The organism is Pseudomonas sp. Irchel 3H7 (assembly GCF_900187605.1).
Lineage (GTDB): Bacteria > Pseudomonadota > Gammaproteobacteria > Pseudomonadales > Pseudomonadaceae > Aquipseudomonas.
Genome location: NZ_FYEA01000016.1, coordinates 29,054 through 49,270, shown reverse-complemented (window position 1 = coordinate 49,270; position 20,217 = coordinate 29,054). Strand labels below are relative to the sequence as shown.

Genomic DNA, 20,217 nt, shown 5'->3' with positions numbered 1-20,217 from the left:
GAGGACAGGCCCATGACAGACTGGCTGCTGGATCAGGTCTTTGACTTCAACGGGCATCCCGTTCGTTACGCCATACGCGGCGACGGCCCGCCGCTGGTGTTCGTGCATGGCACGCCGTTTTCGTCATACGTGTGGCACCGGATCGCGCCGCACTTTTTCGCCACACACCGCGTGCATTACTTCGACCTGCTGGGCTACGGGCGCTCCGAGCAACCTGACGCCGACGTCTCCCTCGGCGTGCAAAACCAACTGTTGGCGCAGTTGCTCGACCATTGGAATATTGCAAACCCCGACGTCGTCGCCCACGACTTCGGCGGCGCCACCGTGTTGCGTGCGCATCTGCTCAACGGCAAGGATTATCGCAGCCTGACACTCATCGACCCTGTGGCCCTGACGCCCTGGGGTTCGCCATTCGTGCAACATGTGCGCCTGCATGAAGCGGCGTTCAGTGGCCTGCCCGACTACATCCAGCGCGCCATCGTGCCGACCTATATTCGCGGGGCAATTCACCGCGATATCCCCGATGACGAACTGGCGCCCTACGTGCAGCCGTGGCTGGGCGACCCGGGGCAAGCGGCGTTCTATCGGCAGATTGCGCAGATGGACGAGTGCTATACCCGTGAGGCAGAAAGCTTGTATCCGACGATTCGCTGCCCGGTGCAGATACTCTGGGGCAAGGAGGATCAGTGGATCCCCATCGAGCGTGGCCGAGCGTTACATCAAATGATCCCGGGATCACAATTCCACCCGATTGCCAACGCCGGCCACCTCGTCCAGGAAGACGCCCCCGAAGCCATCGTCGCCGCCCTGCTGCGCTTCCTCTGACCTTGATCGTTCCCACGCTCTGCGTGGGAACGATCAAAAACAAGATCAAAAGATCGCAGCCTTCGGCAGCTCCTACATTGGGGCTCCGGTGTATTCAGGTGCACTGTTTTCGCGCTTGCCGACGCGACTCGTCTATACATAACCCGCGCCATCCGGCATTTGGCACGACCACTGCAACCCTCCCCCGCGTCTCCTCTATTCCAGCAAGGACCGCCCCATGACGCAGAACGATCCCGGCAACGATTACCCCCTCAGCGAAGTCCCCATGCATGCGCGCAAAGGCCTGGCCTCCACGGCGATGGTGTTACTGGGCTTCACGTTTTTCACCGCAACCATGTTTGCCGGCGGCAAGCTCGGCGTGGCGTTCAGTTTCGGCGAGATGATGGCGGTGATCATCGTCGGCAATCTGCTGCTGGGTTTGTACGCGGCAGGCCTGGGTTACATCGCTTTCAAGAGCGGCCTCAATTCGGTGTTGATGGGCCGTTTCTGCTTCGGCGAAGTCGGCAGCAAGCTCAGCGACCTGATCCTCGGTTTCACCCAGATCGGCTGGTACGCCTGGGGCACGGCGACGGCTGCCGTCGTGATCGGTAAATATTTCAATCTCGACGAAAGTACGGTGCTCGGCCTGATGGTGCTGTTCGGTCTGCTGTTCTGCGCCACAGCCTACGTCGGTTATCGCGGACTGGAGATCCTCTCGTACATCGCGGTGCCGGCAATGATGTTGCTGCTGATGCTGTCGATGTGGGTGGCGACGGTGAAAGTCGGAGGATTCGAGGGTTTGCTCAGCGTTGTGCCAAGCGGTTCGCTGGACTGGTCGACGGCCATTACGCTGGTATTCGGCACCTTCGTCAGCGGCGCAACGCAGGCGACCAACTGGACACGCTTCTCGCGTTCGGCCCGGGTGGCGGTGCTGGCCAGCCTGATCGGTTTCTTCATCGGCAACGGCCTGATGGTATTGATCGGCGCTTACGGCGCCATCGTTTACCAACAACCCGACGTGGTTGAAGTGCTGCTGTTGCAAGGTTTCGCCATGGCGGCGATGGCCATGCTGTTGCTGAACATCTGGAGCACCCAGGACAACACCATCTACAACTTCGCCGTCGCCGGTTGCAACCTGCTGCGCACCGGCCGGCGCAAAACCGTGACCCTCGCCGGCGCAGTGATTGGCACCCTCCTCGCGCTGCTGGGCATGTACGACATGCTCGTGCCTTACCTGATTCTGCTCGGCACGGTGATTCCACCGATTGGCGGGGTGATCATGGCGGACTTTTTCTTCCGTTGGCGCGGGCGCTATCCGCGTCTGGCCGACGCACGGTTGCCGGCGTTCAACTGGCCGGGCCTCGGGGCCTATGCGGTCGGCACTGTCGCCGCGTTCAGCTCGCCTTGGGTCGCGCCACTGGTAGGGATCGCCGCTGCCGCGCTAACGTATGTCATCGTCACCGGCGTGCTCGGCGCTCGCAGCGCGAGCGCGCCACTACAAGACCTATAAAAAGGATTCGCCTGATGCACATCATCAACGCCCGTTTGCGCAACCAGGAAGGTTTGCACGAATTACACCTCGAAGACGGCCTGATCCGCAGCATCGCCCGGCAGACCGAAGCGCCCACTCTCGGCCCGGATGACCTCGACGCCGGCGGCAATCTGGTGGTGCCGCCCTTCGTCGAACCGCACATTCACCTCGACGCCACGCTGACCGCTGGCGAGCCACGCTGGAACATGAGCGGCACATTGTTCGAAGGCATCGAGTGCTGGGGCGAGCGCAAGGTCACCATCACCGAAGAAGACACCAAGACCCGCGCCAAGAAAACCATTCAAGCCCTCGCCGCGCACGGCATCCAGCACGTGCGCACCCACGTCGACGTCACCGACCCGCAACTTACCGCGCTCAAAGCCATGCTCGAAGTGCGCGAGGAAAGCCGCCACCTCATCGATCTGCAAATCGTCGCGTTTCCGCAGGAAGGCATCGAGTCGTTCCGCAACGGTCGCGAGTTGATGGAAGAGTCGATTCGCATGGGCGCGGACGTGGTCGGCGGCATTCCGCATTTCGAGTACACCCGCGATCAGGGTGTCAGTTCGGTGAAGTTCCTGATGGACCTGGCCGAGCGCACCGGTTGCCTGGTCGACGTGCATTGCGACGAAACCGACGACCCGCATTCACGCTTTCTTGAAGTCCTCGCCGAAGAAGCACGCAGCCGCGACATGGGCGCCCTCGTCACCGCCAGCCACACCACAGCGATGGGCTCATACGACAACGCTTATTGCGCCAAACTGTTCCGTCTACTCGGCCACTCCGGGATCAGTTTTGTCTCCTGCCCCACCGAGAGCATTCACCTGCAAGGGCGTTTCGACAACTTCCCGAAACGCCGGGGCGTGACCCGTGTGAATGAATTGCTCGAAGCCGGCATGAACGTCTGTTTCGGCCAGGATTCCATCGTCGACCCATGGTATCCGCTGGGCAACGGCAACATCCTGCGCGTGCTTGAGGCCGGGCTGCACATCTGCCACATGCTCGGTTACCGCAACCTGCAAAGTGCGCTGGACCTGGTCACGGATAACAGCGCCAAAGCCATGCACCTGGGTGAGCGTTATGGCCTGGAACAGGGGCGTCCGGCGAATCTGCTGATTCTCTCGGCGGACAGTGATTACGAGGTGATCCGCAGTCAGGGCTTGCCGTTGTACTCGATTCGCGGCGGCAAGGTGTTGATGAAGCGGCAGATGCCGGTGGTGGAGTTCAGTGGTGAACTGAGCTGAGCTGAGATCTGCGGCGGGGCTGATGGCCCCATCGCTGGCAAGCCAGCTCCCACAAGGATCTGTGGCGCACCGCAGATCCAATGTAGGAGTGAGCCAGCTCGCGATAGCGCACTGGCATTCAATAAAGATAATGTCTGATCTACCGCTATCGCGAGCAGGCTCACTCCTACAAGGGTTCAGTGGCGTACACAAATGAGGTGTTCACCACAAAACCCCTGTGGGAGCCTGGCTTGCCAGCGATAGGGTCTTTGAATTCAGCCCATCAACCGCGCCGTACCAAACAACCTGACCCGCCGCAATTCACCCTCTGCTTCTTCGAGCAAAATCGGCGCCGTGCCGCCGGGCATGACCACCTGCACTTCTCCCGCCTCGACCCAACCCACCCGCCAAGCCGCCGATGCCACGGCACTGGCACTGGTGCCGGAGGACGCCGTCGGCCCTTCGCCGCGTTCAAATACTCGCGCGAGGATTTTCTGTGGTGATTCCAGCACCGCCCATTGCAGATTGACACCTGCCGGGCATGGATCTCCGGCACCGGTGGGCATGGCGTAGGCGATTTCGGTCAGGCCTTCGTTCAGGGGTGATTCACGCATTTGCTCGTTGCTCGGCAAAGTAGATACATCGCGGAGCAGCGTTACGCAATGCGGATTGCCAATGCGCACGAATTGGCTATGCGCCCAGTCGGAATCAAGTTGTGCCAAGGGCTGAACGTGGCTCACGTCCCGAGCATTGAACTCAATGCCTTGAACAGTCTGCGCACCGACCGCATCCGGTCCAAATCGCGGTTGGCCGAGATCGAGCCAGAAGCCTTTAACACCTTCGACTTCAGCCGGTTTCGCCGAGGTCTCCACGGCGTAACCCTTGTCGTGATGCACGCGCAACAAAACCCCCTCCTCTGGCATCAAGCCTTGCTCGGTCAGCGCCTGCGAGAAAATCGTCAGGCCATTGCCACTGCGCTCGGCGAGCGTGCCGTCGGTGTTGACGATCAGCACGTCGAATGGCGGCGACGTCTGGAACGGGCCGATCAGCAGGCCGTCACTGCGGTGGGACTTGCTGTTTGCCGGGCGTTGGTCTTCGGGCCAGTCGCAGCAGAGTTTGATTGCCGCTGCGCTCCAAGAGTGACGCGCAGAGGCGCATTCAGTGGCGCTGACGGGCAAAACAATGCCCGCGTCGCGCAATGCCTGCGGCGCAATCACCCCATAGATATTGCCCCGTGCATCGTAGAATTGCGTCATCAACCTTAGTCCCTGCTACCGAAGAATCCCACTGTAAACCGAATCCCCTGTAGGAGTGAGCCTGCTCGCGATAGCGGTGTATCAGGCAAAAAAATATTGACTGACAAGCCGCTATCGCGAGCAGGCTCGCTCCCACAGGGTAGGATGTCGTCTGCACGTCCCCGAGCATCGGCGATCGAACCTCGTCGCTGAATCAGTGTCCTTCGGGGACGCGATGTTTTTTGCCAAGGATCGATATGACCAGCCTCAACCCCCAAGACACCTTCGTCCCCGGACGCCTGCAACAGATGTCCACGCGCATCGCCTTTTTCATCGCCGGACTCGGCATTGCCGCGTGGGCGCCGTTGGTGCCGTACGCCAAGGCCCGTGCCGGACTGGATGAAGGCACGCTGGGGTTGCTGCTGTTGTGCCTCGGCGTCGGTTCGATTCTGGCGATGCCGTTGGCGGGGATTCTGGCCACACGCTTTGGCTGTCGGCGGGTGGCCACCGGCGGCACGCTGCTGATCTGCGCGGCGCTGCCGTTACTGGCGACGGTGTCGTCGATACCGGCGCTGATCGCTACCCTGTTCATGTTCGGCGCCGGCCTCGGTACGGTGGATTCGACGGTGAACCTGCAAGCGGTGATCGTCGAACGCGCCAGCGGCAAGAACATGATGTCGGGTTTTCACGGCTTGTTCAGTCTCGGCGGGATTGTCGGCGCGGCGGGTGTCAGCGCCCTGCTCGGCCTCGGCTTGACGCCTCTCGCAGCCATGTTGGTGGTGGTCGTGGTGCTGATCGCGGCATTGTTCAAATGCGTGCCGCACATGTTGCCTTACGGCAGTGAAAGCTCCGGACCGGCATTCGCCATCCCTCACGGCATCGTGCTGTTTATTGGCGGGATGTGCTTCATCGTGTTCCTGACTGAAGGCGCGGCGCTGGACTGGAGTGCGGTGTTTCTGGCGCAGGAACGCGGGATCGACACGGCGTACGCGGGGTTGGGTTATGCGGCGTTTGCATTGACCATGACCGCCGGACGTTTGCTGGGTGACCGCATTGTGCGGATTGTCGGTGCCACGCGGATCATTCTGTTTGGCGGTCTGTTGGCTGCGGCTGGCCTGTTTCTGGCGACATTTGCGCCGAGCTGGCAAGCGGCACTGGTGGGTTATGCGCTGGTCGGTGCCGGCTGTTCGAACATCGTGCCAGTGCTGTACACGGCGGTGGGCAAGCAAACGGTGATGCCGGAAAGCATCGCGGTGCCGGCGATTACCACTTTGGGCTATGCAGGGATTCTGGCAGGGCCGGCGGTAATCGGTTTTGTCGCCCATGCCAGTAGCTTGAGCTTTGCCTTTGGCTTGATGGCGGTATTGTTGGTCGCGGTGGCCATCGGCGGTAAGACATTGAAAGTATGAAGATTGGCGCGACACCTGTCAGGTTTGACAGTAGACAGGCCTTGACCCTTTGAATCATGGTGATTTCCAGCCACGCGGAAATGGAAATCTGTCATGAATATTCGAATTGGATCGGCTGTTGCACTTATCGCTCTTCTCCAGGGATGCGCCTCCGTCAATCGATACGACTGGGGCGAAGGCGGAGCCAACTTTGCTCCCGCTGAGCGGCTGGCCAATGCCAACGGACGTTATGCGCATTGGCAAGCCATTGGCCGTGTCGAAGTTGAAGGCGGCATGACCTGCTCCGGTACACTCATTGACACACGAGAACCCGGTACTGTGTCGAATCCGGCTTATGTACTGACCTCCGGACACTGCACACATCCGGAGATAGGCAATAACGAGGTCATCGTCAATCAGCCTGCAAAGGGTCGGGTTACGTTCAATTATTTTTTCGACACGCAACCGCACAGTCGCTCCTATGCGGTAAGCCGGATTGGCTGGAGCACGCTGCGTGGCCAAGACATCTCCATCGTTGAACTTGAACAGCCTCTGGAACAGTTGATCAGCGACGGTATCGAGCCTCTGAAACTGGCGCATGCCCCCTTGCCCCCCGAAGAAAACATTTTGATCACCGGCGCGCCCGTGAACGGCTTCATTCAGCGAATGGCATGCAAACAGGAACATTCGGCAGCGGTCATCGAAGGCCCGTGGCGATGGGTAGGACAATCGAGCAACCGTTGCCTCGATGTTGTCAGTGGATTATCCGGCTCACCGTTGCTTGCGCGTTATACCAATGAAGTCGTGGCTGTGTTGGGCACTACCACGCGCGGAAGTGAGCGTAATCGATGTGACAAGGGCGCCCCCTGTGAAGTCGTTGCCGGGCAGGTCAACAAGCGAACTGACACCAACTACGCCTCCACAACCGAAGGCCTGGGTGCCTGCTTCACCAAGGGGCGTTTCGACCCGCGTCCGGGTGACTGCCCGCTGGGAGCGGCATGGTCTTTTCCGACATCATCGCAAAACAGCGATTACATCAAAGTCGAGCGTGACGAGCACGGACAAGTCGTGCCATGGCATTGGCTGCAAACCTTCGCATTGAGCGCTCCCTACTACCGCTATCGCTATACGCGCACGCTGGACGAATGCCAGTCGCTTGCTGGGTATAGCCAGGTACAAACCGCTCGCCCTGGCTCCGAGAATCAGTTGAGCCATGAACTCAAAGGAGGTGCGGGGCTATATTTTCTCTGCCTGATTGGCCAACAGCGGCCTACGGACGTGCCAAAACAATCGGATGGAAAAACCCCCAGCATCTATTGGCGGTGGTTGCTGGAAGCACCAGCGCCGTTGGCGCCGGCCTATAAAATCGAATGGGTGGGTGACGATGACTACGATGTCAGGGTTTTTCCGGTCTCACCGGATCTGGATCCCTTTCAATTTCAATACAAGTCCGGGCAGCCCGGGAGCATCAACTGCAATGACGGGCTGGGATTCCAGCGCGTATCGCCCTCCACGGGCGTGTTCCATGTTTCCGTTGCCAATGGCCGGCAGAACGTCTGCCTCAAAGGCGCAGACCTGGCGGGGAATCCCGGACCGACCATCGACTTTCTGATTCCTCAATAGCTTCAGGCCTGTTGTGACTGAGTCGTGTGAAACCGGTTCAGCCACAACAGCATCTTAGAAACCGACGCTGGCCTGCACAAAGAACGTACGCGGCGCGCCGACATACATCCCCGAGTTGTTGTCGCTGGAGCGGGTGAAGTACTGCTTGTCGAAGACGTTCTTCACCCCGGCGCCCAGCTTCAGGTTCGACACCTGCGGTCCGAAGTCATAGCCGCCACGCACGTTCCAGGTCACGTAACCCGGAATGTCGCCGTACTGCCCGTCTGCGGTGCCGTCAGTGATGTAGTTGCCGTTGAAGCTGCCATCAGCGTTAACCCCGGTGCCCGGCGAGCGCTGTTTCGACTGGGCGAAACCGTCGAGGTTGTAGGTCCAGCGGTTGATGTCGTAACGCAAACCGACGGTCGCCACCTGACGCGAATAGAACGGCAGATCACGGCCCTTGAAACCCGGAATCTCGCCTTCATACGTGGCGCGGGTGTAAGTGAAACCGGCGTTGGCGGTCAAGCCATCGAGACGCGGATCCAGTGCCGCCATGTCGTAGTGCACCGACGCTTCGATGCCTTGGTGCTTGGTCGCGCCGAGATTCGTCCAGCCGACATCGTTGCTGATGTATTGCAGCTCGTCATCGAAGTCGATGTAGAACAGCGTTACCTCACCGCCCCACACATCATCGTTGTAGCGCGTACCGATCTCGTAGGTCTTGGCCTTTTCCGGCTCCAGGCCATTGGCGGTCTGATCACCCGAGCCGCCCTGACCGAGCTGGAAATACTGCAGGCTGCCGAACGAGGTTTCATAGTTGGCGAACAGTTTCCACGCGTCCGACAGGTGATACATCACGCTCAGCGCCGGCAGCGGCTCGTTGCTCTCGATGCTGCGGTTTTTTGCCTGCACCGGTTTGCCGGCCGTGTCGAGCACCGCGCGGTCATGCCAGTCGGTGCTGATGTGTTCGAAGCGGATGCCCGGGGTGATGGTCCAGTTGCCGACATCGATTTTGTTGTCGAGGTAGACCGAGTTGGCTTCGGTGCCGCCGGTACGATCCTGGAAAACATGACCATCAGACGTCGGCGTGAGCACCGGCTGATTATTGACCAGCGCCACTCGGCTCGACGATTCGTGCATCGCCTCTTTCAGGTAGCGATAACCGACGCTGACTTCCTGCGTGGTCGGGCCGACATCGAAGACCCGCGAGACCCGTGGCTCGATGCCCAGCGTGTAATACGAGCGCGGATAGGAGCTGAGGGTTTTCTGGTCGCGCGCGGCGATGGTGCTGCCACGGAAACTGTCGGTGTAATAAGTGAGGATTTCCGCCTGGGTGCGTTCGTCGATCTGACGGATCCATTTGAACGACACGTCTTTGCGCCGACCGGTGAACTGATCGTAGTCACGCACCGAGTCATACGGTTTGGCGTCGTACTGTTTTTGCGTCAGACCGCCGGGCATGTCGGCCGTGGCGTCGTAGTAGTGGAAGTTGAGGCTGAAATCGTCCTGATCGGTGGGCGCCCAATGGGTCTTGAGCAACACGTCGTCGATGTCGTTGCCGTTGTTGCGCTCGCGGTAACCGTTGCCGTTGACGCCCGAATACAGCAACGCCACGCCCATGCCGTTGTCGGCAGTGCCACCGAGGAACGCCGTATCGATGTGTTTCCAGCCACCGTACTGAGTGGTTTCCAGGGTGGTGCCGATTTCACCGGTGGCTTTTTCCGGGATCGCGCGGGTGACGAAGTTGATCACCCCGCCGACGTTCTGCGGCCCATAACGCACCGAACCGGCGCCACGCACCACGTCGATGCTGTCGAGGTTGCCCGAGGAAATCGGCGCCATCGACAGTTGCGGTTGACCGTACGGGGCGAATGCCGCCGGTACGCCGTCGATCAACACGGTGGAGCGCGGCGACAGACGCGAGGTCAGACCGCGCACGCCGACGTTGAGGGAAATATCGCTGCCGCCAGTGCCGTTGGAATCCTGCACCTGCACGCCCGGGACACGCTTGAGCACGTCGCTGACGTTCATCGCGCCCTGCTCGACCATGGCTTCGCGGCGGATCACCGTGCGCGCGCCGGGATGGTTCTGCACCACGGCGGCGTTGGCATCACCGAGCCAGTCGCCAACCACCTTGATGTCGGTCACGCCCAGTTCCAACGGGCCGTTGCTGGCGGCGGAACTCGCGGCCGGCGACAGCGTTACCGAACCTTCGTTGATCTGATAATCCAGACCGCTGCCCTGCAGCAATTGGCGCAACGCCTGCTCCGGCGAGATATCACCGTCGACTGCCGGCGCCTGTTTGCCGGCGACCAGGTCCGGGCTGAAAAACACTTGCAGCGATGTCTGCTGGCCCAGTTCGCTGAGGGCCTGACCCAATGGCTGCGCGCGGATATGAATCGCTTCACCGGCAAACGCCAGCGGCATGGCAGCGTTGACCGCCAGCGCTAGGGCCAGCGGCAGCCAAGGGGATTTTTTGTTGTTGGCAGTGGTGTTTTTCACGTCGTACGTAGTCCTGTGGATCGCAAGAGTGTGCGGCTGTTAATGCAAACCAGTTGCAGTTGAACAGGAAGACGATGAACTCGAAAAAAACCTGAATTTTATTTTGCGATTATTTCCTGACTGCCATCCGCAAGGGTGTGAACGGCCACCGGCAGGATGCTCGGCAAGGCTTTGAGCAAAGCGTCGGTGTTGTCCGATTTGAACACGCTGGTCAGGCGCAGACTGGCCACGGCCGGATTGGCCACGGTCAGCGGCTGCTCACGGTAACGCGAGACTTCGGCCGCGACCTCACTGAGGCTGGCGTTGTTGAACACCAGTTTGCCGCTGCGCCACGCTGTCAGCTCCGCCGGGTTGACTGCATAGGCGGCGGCGACTTTGCCCTGCGCATCGACATAAGTGCCGAGGCCTGCGGTCAGGCTGATGAAGTGATCATCCGCTGCATCGCGCCCCTGCACTTTCACCGTGCCCTGCTCCACCGCTACGCGGGTTTGTGTGACATCGCGGCGCACATCGAAACGCGTGCCGGTGACCGTGACCTTGCCATTTCCGGTCTCGACCACGAACGGTCGCGAGGTATCGTGCGCAACGCTGAACAGCGCTTCGCCTTCGCTCAACTCGATCAGTCGACGATCCTTTTCATAGTGCACTTGCAAGCGGCTGCGGCTGTTCAGATCGATCACCGAACCGTCCGGCAGCGCCACGTGTTTGCGCTCACCCAGCGCCGTGGCGAATTCGGCGCTGTAGCCGCCGGGATGATTCAAACCACTGAACAAACCCAGGCCGAGCGCCACCGCCAGCACACTCGCGGCCACGGCATAACGCAGCATCGGACGGCGCTCGCGGCGAGTGGGCGGCGTTTCAACAAGGGCTTTGAGGCGTGGCGCCGGGAGCAAATCCGCCGCCGACCACAAGCCCTGCAGCAATTGGAATTCGTCACGGTGCTGCGGATGTTGATTCAGCCAGGCATCGAAGCGCTGCTGCTCGTCGGCACTGACGGCCGGCTCCTGCAAACGCACAAACCAGCGAGCCGCGTCATCGCGCACCGTTGTTTGCCCGCACGCGCAATCACGCGTATCCATCATGGAATGTCCTGTTGGGCTAGGGATGAAAAGCTGCGGCGGTTCATGACTGCAACCCGTCGAGGCGATCACGCAGATGCCGCAGGGTGCGGATCATATACTTTTCGACCATGTTCTTGGACAGGCCCAGGCGTTCGGCGATTTCCGCCTGGGTCAGGCCTTCGATCTTCTGCCAGACGAAGATCTTGCGGCAATTGACCGGCAATTCAGCGAGCGCCCGTTCGATGGAGTCAGCCAACTGGATCGCATGCATGTAATGCTCCGGGTCGCCGGATGACGGCTCACTGTGATCGATGGCCTGGGACTCCATGGCGCCGCGCCGATCCTCACGCCGATAACCGTCGACCGCGATATTACGCGCGGTCTGGTGCAAATACGCCCGGGGCTGCTGCACCGCCGCCGAATCCGACTCAAGCACCCGCACAAAGGTGTCGTGCGCCAGATCCTCGGCCTGCGCGCGATTGCGCAGGCGGCGAGTCCAGGTGCCGATCAACTCTTCGTAATGCTCGAAAAAGCCGGGTCTGCGGGGACGCATTGGGGTATGGGCGGCGTGCTGAGGAAAAGGGTGTGAATAGTAATGGTTACCATTAAGCCGAAGCAATGGATTCCTCAAATCCGACCGTCCGGGTCGCCTCGCGAGCTCAGCGTTTTATCGAAATCACACCACTCATGTAGTCATGCAAGTCACGCAGATCCTTAACGCTCCAGGCATGCGGCGGTATTTTTACCCCGTTTTCCTGCAGCGTTTTTGGAATCAGGTTGCCGTTCGGGCGAAGGATGATCGACGACACAATCACCCCCGGATATTCACTCAGGCGTTTTTTGAACGCGGAGGTGGTCAGGTCGGGTGTGGGCGGATTGCTTTTACGCGCCAACGGTCCGCTGCCTTTTATATCGGCGCCGTGGCACACAGCGCAGCGCTGCGAATAGAGGTTTTTGCCGTTGCTGTTATCCGCGAAGGACACGGATGGTTGGGCGATCAACAAAGCCCCGAGTACAGCGACGAATGCGGTTTTCATTGTTTGCCTCCCTGGCGTTTTTTAAGGTCGCGCATGATGCGCGAGATTTAACGCCTGGCGCAAAACAATGTGGGAGCGAGCCTGCTCGCGAATGCGGTACATCAGTCACTGGTTGCATTGACTGACAGGACGCTTTCGCGAGCAGGCTCGCTCCCACAGGGTTGGGTGGTGGATGCGGGGTCAAGTGCATCCACCACTGGCCGTTGGATCAGCCTTTCTCGTCGATCCCGGCTTGCAGGGTCTGGCTGTCCAGATGCCCGCTCAGGGTGACCGGGCCGACTTTCAAGGTACCGTTTTCCAGGGAAACCTTCGGTGCGTTTTCCTCGGCTTTATGCGGCAGATCAAGGCCCGCTTTCACGCCGTAGTCACGGTTACTCAGATCGGTGCTGCTGACCTTCGAACCACCGAGATCGACCTTTCCTTGCGTCGCCGAAATCCGCGCGCCGGTCAGCTGTGTCGCGCCGCCGACTGCGAGGTTCACGCCTTGGCTGGCACTGATCGCGGACGCCTGCGCAACGCTGTCCTTGTGCGCGTACTCACCCTGCGCTTTCAGTGTCGGTTTGTAGTCGGTGCCGGCGAGCTTCTCCTTGTCGCTCGGTGGATTTTTCTTCGCAGTCAGGCCCAGATCAACATCGACCTTGGCGTGGTTGCTCGCGTCCTGACGGCTTTCGACGGTCAGATCACCCGCGACCTTGCCGCTGACATCTTTAGCGTCGATCCGCGCACCCGCCAGCTGTGCATCACCAGCGCTGTTCAACACCACGCTGTCAGCCTTGATCTGGCTGTTCTGCTGGGTGCTGCCCTGCAAGTAATCCACAGCGACTTTGGCCCCGGCGTTGAAGCCGTGGTCGCTGCTGGCCTTCTCATCAGCGGCGGTCGGGGTTTTGCTGCTCAGGTTGCCACCGGCATTCAGCGCGACATTCCAGTTATTGCGGTGGTCGGTGGACTGCGCCGACTCCTGCACGTAACCACCCTTTTGCGCGTCGATGCTGACGTTCGGTGCGCTGACTTGCGTGCCTTGCAGATGAATCGAATCACCGCTCAACGCGATGCCGCTCTGGCTGTTGAGTTGGCCAGCGGTAAGGGTTTTCGAATCCTCGTTGACCCGACCGATATTGAAGTTGCCACTCAGATTGCCGCCCTGATCGCGGCTCTTCTCGCTGCTGGTTTTGCTGCCGCCACCCTTCAAGCCGCCGCCGAGGTTGCTGCCGATCGCGGTGTGAGTGTCGGTTGCGGCTTGCAGATCGAACTTGCCATCAGCGTGCAGATCGATGGCGCCAGCGCTGTCGATTTTCGTGCCTTGCTGGACTTGATCGCCGCCGCTGCTGAGTTGCACCGGACCGTTGCCGGTGATGCTCGCCACATGGGCCTGAGTGTCAGTGCTTTGCTTGCCGCTGTGATCAAGCTGGAAACCGGCGCCGAGATCAACGTTGGTGCCATCGGTGCCGGGCAAGGTGCCGACCGTCAGCGAGCCATTGCCGCGCAGGCTGCTGTCATTGCTGGTCTGCCGGTCATTGGCCTGATTCAGCGCCAGATCACCGCCCGTCTTGATGCTCACACCGCCCTGCCCGCCGTCGAAACGACTGCCTTCGAACTGCGCATCGCCGCCGACCTTGATGTTCACACCCTGGCTACCGGCGTAACCGCCGACCACGGCGCTGGAGTTGTCCTTGCTCGACGCACTGCTGCCACCCGCGCCGCTGCCGGCGACATTCACGTCTTCACCGGTCTTGGTGTAGACGCGCACATCGACCTTGGCATCCACCGCGTTGGCGCTGCTGTTGTGCGTATTGCTGGCGGCATCGGCAAGCAGTTGGTCAGCGCTGATGTTCACTTGGCCGGCGCTGGCGTGGTATTGCGTGCCTTGGTCGTGCAACGTGCCGGTGGTTTTCACATCGACAGTGCCGCCGTCAAAACGGCTGACTACAGCGTTGTTGTTTTGCTCGGTTTTGCTGGCGCTGCCATGACCGACTGCGACGTCTATGCCGACATTCGGCTGACCGAGATTGGCCAGCGAATCCTTGTCCGGCACCTTGCCGCCGAGCACGTCTTTGACTGCGCCCGCGATCGGCCGGGCGATGTCTTTGTACTCGACGTTGGCGCCGATGTCCGCCGACCAGTTGCTCTCGCTATGCGTGCTGCTGTCAGTGTTGCTGGCCGCACGGTTGTCGATCTCGTTCGCGGCGACTTTCAGACCGTCGCCAGCCTTGAGTTGCGCACCTTCAGTGGCGAGTTTGTCGGCATTGATCGTCAGGCTGCCGCTGCTCTGTACGCTACTGGTTTGCGCGGTGGTTTTACTGGTCGAATCCTGCGCCGTGCTGTGGGCGAAATCGACGCCACTGCCGGCACGGTCGAGGCCGCCGGTGTAGTAGAAACCGCCGCCGGTGCTGGAGGTGTCGGTGGTGGTTTTGTGACTGTCGGCTGCGGTCAGCAACGACACGTTTTGGCCGCTCAACGTGGTGTCGCCAACGGTGGATTTCACCTCCGCGCCTTTGAGCGTGACGTCACCGCCCGCCTTCACCTGCACACTGCCGCCGCTGAGGCTGGAGCCTTGTTGAGTGACGTCGTTGCTAGTGACGGTTTGCTGTTTGTCTTCGTAGTGGATCCCGGCGCGGTATTGTTCCGGCGTTTGCTCTTTGGCGTACGCATCGAAGCCACGGGTGTGCGTGGTGTCAGTACTGTCGTGAGTGTTCTGCGCCGAATGCACATTGACGTCGCCTGCCGCGTCGGCCGTCAGCGCACCGCCAGCCTTGACCGTCGAGCCCGCCACTTCGATATCCTTGGCGCTCTTGAGCTTGAGGTTGCTGTCGGACACCAGTTCGCTGCGCACGGTGCTGCTGTCTTTGCTGTTCTGCCGCGACTCGTCCTTGCTGATGCCGAAGAACTTGCTGTCCTTGTCGTGGTTATTGCTGTGCGAGGTGTCCTGCACGCCATCGATCACCAGCGAACCCTTGTCGCTGATCACGCTGGCGTCGGTGCCGCCACGCACTTGGCTGCCGCTGATGCGCACGTCGTCAGCCTTGACGATCAGTTTGCCGCTGGCGTTGACCTTGCTGCCCTGATGCTGGGTCTTGCCCTTGTCGGCATCGCCGGTCTTGCCGAAGAAACCACCGCCGACCAAGTCACCGGAGTAACGGTTGTCGCTGCTGCGATTGGTAAGAGTGGCCGTGGTGATTTCCACCTGTTTGCCGGCCAGTTGCACGTCGCCGGAGCTGTTTAACTCGGCGCCTTCGGAGCGCAACAACGCGGCGGTTTGCAGAGCAATGTTGCCGGCCTTCAGTTGGCTGGTGACGCTGCGCTGCTCCTCGCTGCTGCTGTTCCAGTCGGCTTTCCACAGGTGTTTGCGGTGATTACCTTGATCGGTCTGCGTATGGCTTTCAGTGGCGGCGGTCAGGCGCAAGTCGCCGCCGCTTTGCACATCGAGAGTCTTCGCCGCTTCGACTTTGGCGGCTTTCAGTTCGGTGTCTTTACCGGACGACAGTTTGGCGTCGCGGCTGGCGATAATCTGGCTGCCGTGCTGGCGCGATTCACTGTCGATCTGGGTGCGGTCGTAGGTTTCCCAGGTGATGCCGATGGTGCTGTTGTTCCAGTTTTCGCGCTTTTCCTGAAGCTTGCGGCTTTCGACCGTTGACAGGGTCAGGTTGCGTTTGGCGTCGAGCGTGACGTCGCGAGCGCTGACATCGGTAGCCGCCAACGTCAGATCCTTGCCGCTGTGCAAAGCCACATCGCCCTGACTACTGCGGAGACCGGCGCGGGTCACGTCGAGGCTGTTGGCCACGGCTTCACCGCTGACACTGAGGTCACCGGCCGAGCGAATCTGCACGCCATCACGCCCGGCGACTTGCACCGCGCCAACCCGTACGCCGGCACCTTCGGCGGTGCTGACAATGTTGATGCGCCCGGCCTGCATGGCGCCGAACAGACTGGCGTCGATGCGTTGATCGCCGGTGTTGCCGGCAGGGTCGACGGTTTTCACCTGGCCGCTGGCGTAATCAACCTGATTGCGCCCGACCGTAAGGTTCAACTGGTCGCGCGCAGTGATCGCGCCCTGGCTGTCGATTCGCGGCGCGATCAGGTTGATCGAGCCCTCGCCGTTGCGTAGTCCACCGCTGTGAATCTGCAACTGACCACTGGCGTCGCGGGTATTCAGACTTTGCAGTTTGCCGTCATTCAATTCCGGGCGACCGACCACCAGATTGGCATTCGGCGTATTGATGAAACTACCGCCATTGACCGAGATGCCGTTGGGGTTGGCCAACACGTAATCGGCAGGCCGACCGAAGATTTCCTGCGCGCCGTTGATGGCGGACGGATTGCGGCTGATCACTTCGTTGAGAATCACGCTCGCCGCCTGGCCTTGCAGTTGCGGGTTGGCCGCCAGTTGCCCGGCCAGTTGCGATTGCCCGGCCTGCAAGGCGTTGTTCAGTACCAGCCCCTGACGGTCGACGTTGTAATCGAGGAACTGGTTGTGCGACAGGCCCGAACCGTTGGGCGCGACGATGTTGACGATGGGCACACCGCCCTGGGTCTGCAATTGCGCGGTGCCGCCGGGTCCCGGTGCGACCACGACGCCGCCGGCGAGCGCGCTCGGCAGGTGCACGGCGAAGAACAGGCTGGCAATAGCCCAGCGCAATTTGCCCCGCGGCGAAAGATGAAATGCAAAGGTGTGTGCTGGCATAAAAACGTCTCCATGTGAGTACGGCATCACGTCGCGCGTTTAGTCTTGGCCGTGGCTGACGCGCTCAGATCCGACGGCTGTTTGTTCACTGCGTTGTTCGTTGCGGTAGCGTCATATCTGCACCCCGACGCGCATCAGCCAGGTTTGCGGTTCGTGTTGCAGACCGCTCGGGGTGTTGAGCGCGCGTTGATAATCGACGTCCACTTGCAGATTCTTCCAGCCCAGATTCAGACCGACACTGGCGCCACTCAGGCGTTGGCCCTGCGCGCCGTGATCGGCCTTGATCCAGCCGTGGTCGAGGCCCACCCGCGGGGTGATCTGCACCGGCCATTGACTGCGCAGCGGCAAGCGCAAGGTGTTGCGCCAGATCGCGCCGCTGGCGCCGGAGGCACTGCTGACCCGATAGCCGCGCACCGCCGAATCATCGGTGCCGAGTAACTGTTCGATCGCTGGCAACGGGTCCGGGCTGTATTGCACGTTGAGCTGGCTCTGCCACTGCCAGGCCAGCGCGCCAAGCTGACCATTGCGCCACTGACTGAGGCCGGCGCGGTACTTGCGGAACTGCGCCTTGGGCAGATTGTTGATCTGCTGCTGTGAGTCGTCGTCGGCGCCAAACCAGCGCAGGCCCTGAGCGTAATTGACATCAAGGTTCCACACCGCGCGGTCGAGCCAGAACAGATTGAGGCCAGCCTCAGCCACCGTCAGCGTCGGGCTTTGAATACCGAGGCGAACGTCTTGCAGGTAGCTGTCGACATCCTTGTGCGCCAGTTGCAGGTTGGCGCTGAGCTGACGGCTCTGGTCGCGCCACAGCACACGGTCGGCGCGCAGGCTGACCTGATCGGTGATGCCGGTGTTGTGAAAGATCACGCTTGGCAGTTTGAATGGCGCGCGATATTCGGCATGGCTGGCGAACACGCTGTAGGTCCAGTAACCGTAGGGAATCGCGTAATACAGGCTGGCGTTGCGGCTGTAGCGATCGCCCTGATTGAGGGTGTCGCTGGCGCTGAGGCTCAACAGGTCGTTGAGTTGCAACGGGCTGTCGAGACTGAGGCTGACGGTGTCGCGATCACGTCCGGTGCTGGCGCTGCCGAGGTTGTCGATGCCCGCGTTCAAGGCCCAGCGCGAATGCGCGGAGGTGCGAGAACGCAGGATGATCCGCGAGGCACCGGGCTGGCTGCCGGGAGCGATATCGGCGGTGAGATCGATCGAGCGCAGGCGATTCAGTTGATCAAGGCCCTGCTCCAGATCGCGCAGGTTCAGCGGCTCGCCGAGCATCCCCGGAAACGCGCCGCCGAGGGACACCGGCAGACTCTGATCGGCCAGTTCGATGGACTCGATGTAGCCTTCGTCAACGCGGATATCCAGTGACTGCCCCGCTGCCGGTGCGCTGAGCAGATACGGACGGCTGGCGATATAGCCCTTGTCGACGTAGCTCGCGGTGATGGTCGCCAACAGATGATTGATCTGGCCGACGCCCATGCACGGCGCCAGCAGCGGTTTGATCCGCGCGTTGAGTTTGGCGCTGTCGATCAGCGTGACGCCGCCGATGCGCGCACCGCTCAATGGCCAGCAACGTTCATCGGCGGTGACGGTTGGCGGAATGGCCGGGGTGACCGGGGTGACCGGCGCCGGACCGAACGCGCCGCGCTCCAACTGCCGCTTTCTTTGCTCAAGTTGCAGTTGTTGCAGATCGCGCTGTTGCTGTTGTTGCTGGCGCAGCACTTCCTGGCCCGGCGCGACAGGTTCGGCGGCTTCAATCGAGGAGGCACACACACTCAACACAAAGGCCGACAACAGCGGGCAAAGCGGGGAACGACGGCGAAAAACAGCGCGAAACGGAAACGGCACGCAACATCCTTGCGATCATCAAATGGCGTAATGCCATGTCATCAATGATCGTGATAGTCGGAGCCCTCCTACACAAATGCAAGACGCTTCCTACAGCGCTTACATTTCTTAAACAATTGCTTTGCCTGGCTTTATTGTCAGCAGCAAGGCCACGGCACTGCACGCTATCAGGGTTTCCCCGAGGGCTTGAAACCAGCCGGCGAGCATCAGTCCCGCGCCGATCAGCAGGTAATACATCAAACCCAACAACGCCCCGGCGGTGCCCAATCGATCCGCGTAATTGGCCAGGGCCGAACCGAGAATGTTCGGGATTGCCAGGCCAAACGCCAACACCACCAGCAGCATCGGCAGCACGAACGCGACACTGCCTTGCAGCGACCACACGCCCACGCCACCGAGCAAGGCGATGCCAGCCGCGAGGCGAATCAACTGCAATGCCTTGAACCCGGCCGTCAATAAACGCCGGTTGAACCATGCTCCAAAACCTGAGCCCAGCGCGAGGATCACGCCGCTGTAGCCGAACCCGCTGGCGTCCACGTCCAGCCGCTGAAACATGAACGGTGCGAGGCTGTAATAGCTGAACAGCGCCACGTTGAACGATGCAATCCACAGCGCCGAGCGCCAGATCCCCCAGTCTCGCAGCATGCGCCCAAGGGTTTCGAACAGACCGACATGGCTGCAGGGCGCTGGCCGGGTTTCCGCCAGGATGTACCAACTCCATAGCCACAACAGCGTTGCCAGCAACAGCAATGCAGTGAGGACACCGCGATACCCGAAAACCTCAACCAGGCTGGCGCCGCTGAACAGGCCAATCGCCGGACTGGCCGCCAGCGCGATGCCTACCAGGGAAAACACCTGCGCCAGTTCGGCGCCTTTGAAGCGGTCGCGCAACACGGTTTGCGTGACCACCGAGCCCACCGCAGCACCGAAAGCCGCCAACATCTGCGCCAGTAACAAGCCGTTGAAACTGCTGACCCGCAGACCGAAAAGTGTGGCAGCGGCGTAGATCGCCAGGCCCGCGAGCATCGCCGGGCGCCGACCGATGCGATCACACAAACGCCCCCACACGACCACCCCGACGGCAAACGCGAGGAAATACACCGACAAGGTCTGCGCGGCGGCTTGCGGGCCAACGTTAAACGCACGCCCGATATCGCCGAGCGCCGGGCTGTACAGGGTTTGCGCGATCTGCGGAAACATCAGCAGCGCAATTGCCAGCCACAAGAAATATCTGTTGTTCATCCTTCATCACTCCTCACTTGAACCGCCGAGGAGTTTAAGAACCGGCCACTGGCGTATTATCCAAATCCT

At 60.9% G+C, this 20,217-nt stretch carries 13 protein-coding genes; 5 read left to right on the top strand and 8 right to left on the bottom strand.

Annotated features, from left to right (window positions below; all coding sequences use genetic code 11):
- The first annotated feature begins 12 nt into the window (after window positions 1–12).
- The 3 genes from CKW38_RS26270 (at window position 13) to codA (ending at window position 3,576) form a co-directional block, all read left to right on the top strand.
- The gene (locus tag CKW38_RS26270; RefSeq protein ID WP_007915587.1) at window positions 13–825 is read left to right on the top strand and encodes an alpha/beta fold hydrolase; all 813 of its coding nucleotides are present in this window, start codon (window positions 13–15) and stop codon (window positions 823–825) included.
- A gap of 217 nt (window positions 826–1,042) precedes the next feature.
- Window positions 1,043–2,314 carry a cytosine permease gene (gene codB / locus CKW38_RS26265; RefSeq protein ID WP_095114260.1) on the top strand — a complete coding sequence of 424 codons (1,272 nt, stop codon included), beginning with the start codon at window positions 1,043–1,045 and terminating at the stop codon, window positions 2,312–2,314.
- Between the two features lie 14 nt (window positions 2,315–2,328).
- On the top strand, window positions 2,329–3,576 hold the full coding sequence (gene codA, locus CKW38_RS26260; RefSeq protein WP_095114259.1) for a cytosine deaminase: 1,248 nt from the start codon (window positions 2,329–2,331) through the stop codon (window positions 3,574–3,576).
- A gap of 254 nt (window positions 3,577–3,830) precedes the next feature.
- Here the strand turns inward: codA and CKW38_RS26255 are convergent, their stop codons facing one another.
- Window positions 3,831–4,811 carry a diaminopimelate epimerase gene (locus CKW38_RS26255; protein WP_095114258.1) on the bottom strand — a complete coding sequence of 327 codons (981 nt, stop codon included), beginning with the start codon at window positions 4,809–4,811 and terminating at the stop codon, window positions 3,831–3,833.
- 236 nt (window positions 4,812–5,047) lie between these two features.
- Here CKW38_RS26255 and CKW38_RS26250 point away from each other — a divergent pair, with 236 nt between their 5' ends.
- Together CKW38_RS26250 and CKW38_RS26245 are read left to right on the top strand one after the other, a co-directional pair.
- Window positions 5,048–6,199, top strand: a complete 1,152-nt coding sequence (locus tag CKW38_RS26250) for an MFS transporter (RefSeq protein ID WP_007915581.1) — start codon at window positions 5,048–5,050, stop codon at window positions 6,197–6,199.
- A gap of 93 nt (window positions 6,200–6,292) precedes the next feature.
- Window positions 6,293–7,801 carry a serine protease gene (locus tag CKW38_RS26245; protein WP_095114257.1) on the top strand — a complete coding sequence of 503 codons (1,509 nt, stop codon included), beginning with the start codon at window positions 6,293–6,295 and terminating at the stop codon, window positions 7,799–7,801.
- Window positions 7,802–7,855: 54 nt separating this feature from the next.
- On the opposite strand, the gene CKW38_RS26240 is transcribed toward CKW38_RS26245, so the two are convergent.
- From CKW38_RS26240 to CKW38_RS26210, 7 genes are all read right to left on the bottom strand, one after another.
- Window positions 7,856–10,282, bottom strand: coding sequence for a TonB-dependent receptor (locus tag CKW38_RS26240; RefSeq protein ID WP_007915579.1), 2,427 nt, complete (start codon window positions 10,280–10,282; stop codon window positions 7,856–7,858).
- Window positions 10,283–10,380: 98 nt separating this feature from the next.
- Window positions 10,381–11,364 (bottom strand): FecR family protein, encoded by a 984-nt coding sequence (locus tag CKW38_RS26235; protein ID WP_095114256.1) that lies wholly within the window; start codon window positions 11,362–11,364, stop codon window positions 10,381–10,383.
- Window positions 11,365–11,404: 40 nt separating this feature from the next.
- Window positions 11,405–11,896: a sigma-70 family RNA polymerase sigma factor gene (locus CKW38_RS26230; RefSeq protein ID WP_095114255.1), complete on the bottom strand. Its 492-nt coding sequence runs from the start codon at window positions 11,894–11,896 to the stop codon at window positions 11,405–11,407.
- Window positions 11,897–12,002: 106 nt separating this feature from the next.
- Complete coding sequence (locus CKW38_RS26225) at window positions 12,003–12,380, bottom strand: c-type cytochrome (protein ID WP_007915575.1); 378 nt, start codon at window positions 12,378–12,380, stop codon at window positions 12,003–12,005.
- Between the two features lie 208 nt (window positions 12,381–12,588).
- Window positions 12,589–17,058 carry a hemagglutinin repeat-containing protein gene (locus tag CKW38_RS26220; protein WP_095114254.1) on the bottom strand — a complete coding sequence of 1,490 codons (4,470 nt, stop codon included), beginning with the start codon at window positions 17,056–17,058 and terminating at the stop codon, window positions 12,589–12,591.
- 111 nt (window positions 17,059–17,169) lie between these two features.
- Complete coding sequence (locus CKW38_RS26215) at window positions 17,170–18,906, bottom strand: ShlB/FhaC/HecB family hemolysin secretion/activation protein (protein ID WP_095114253.1); 1,737 nt, start codon at window positions 18,904–18,906, stop codon at window positions 17,170–17,172.
- 108 nt (window positions 18,907–19,014) lie between these two features.
- The gene (locus tag CKW38_RS26210; protein ID WP_095114252.1) at window positions 19,015–20,148 is read right to left on the bottom strand and encodes an MFS transporter; all 1,134 of its coding nucleotides are present in this window, start codon (window positions 20,146–20,148) and stop codon (window positions 19,015–19,017) included.
- Window positions 20,149–20,217 lie beyond the last annotated feature (69 nt).

What these genes read in the sequence shown, in the direction of transcription:
- CKW38_RS26270 (WP_007915587.1), top strand. Translation starts at nt 13, where the DNA reads ATGACAGACTGGCTGCTGGATCAGGTCTTTGACTTCAACGGGCATCCC.
- codB (WP_095114260.1), top strand. Translation starts at nt 1,043, where the DNA reads ATGACGCAGAACGATCCCGGCAACGATTACCCCCTCAGCGAAGTCCCC.
- codA (WP_095114259.1), top strand. Translation starts at nt 2,329, where the DNA reads ATGCACATCATCAACGCCCGTTTGCGCAACCAGGAAGGTTTGCACGAA.
- CKW38_RS26255 (WP_095114258.1), bottom strand. Translation starts at nt 4,811, where the DNA reads ATGACGCAATTCTACGATGCACGGGGCAATATCTATGGGGTGATTGCG.
- CKW38_RS26250 (WP_007915581.1), top strand. Translation starts at nt 5,048, where the DNA reads ATGACCAGCCTCAACCCCCAAGACACCTTCGTCCCCGGACGCCTGCAA.
- CKW38_RS26245 (WP_095114257.1), top strand. Translation starts at nt 6,293, where the DNA reads ATGAATATTCGAATTGGATCGGCTGTTGCACTTATCGCTCTTCTCCAG.
- CKW38_RS26235 (WP_095114256.1), bottom strand. Translation starts at nt 11,364, where the DNA reads ATGATGGATACGCGTGATTGCGCGTGCGGGCAAACAACGGTGCGCGAT.
- CKW38_RS26230 (WP_095114255.1), bottom strand. Translation starts at nt 11,896, where the DNA reads ATGCGTCCCCGCAGACCCGGCTTTTTCGAGCATTACGAAGAGTTGATC.
- CKW38_RS26225 (WP_007915575.1), bottom strand. Translation starts at nt 12,380, where the DNA reads ATGAAAACCGCATTCGTCGCTGTACTCGGGGCTTTGTTGATCGCCCAA.
- CKW38_RS26220 (WP_095114254.1), bottom strand. Translation starts at nt 17,058, where the DNA reads ATGCCAGCACACACCTTTGCATTTCATCTTTCGCCGCGGGGCAAATTG.
- CKW38_RS26210 (WP_095114252.1), bottom strand. Translation starts at nt 20,148, where the DNA reads ATGAACAACAGATATTTCTTGTGGCTGGCAATTGCGCTGCTGATGTTT.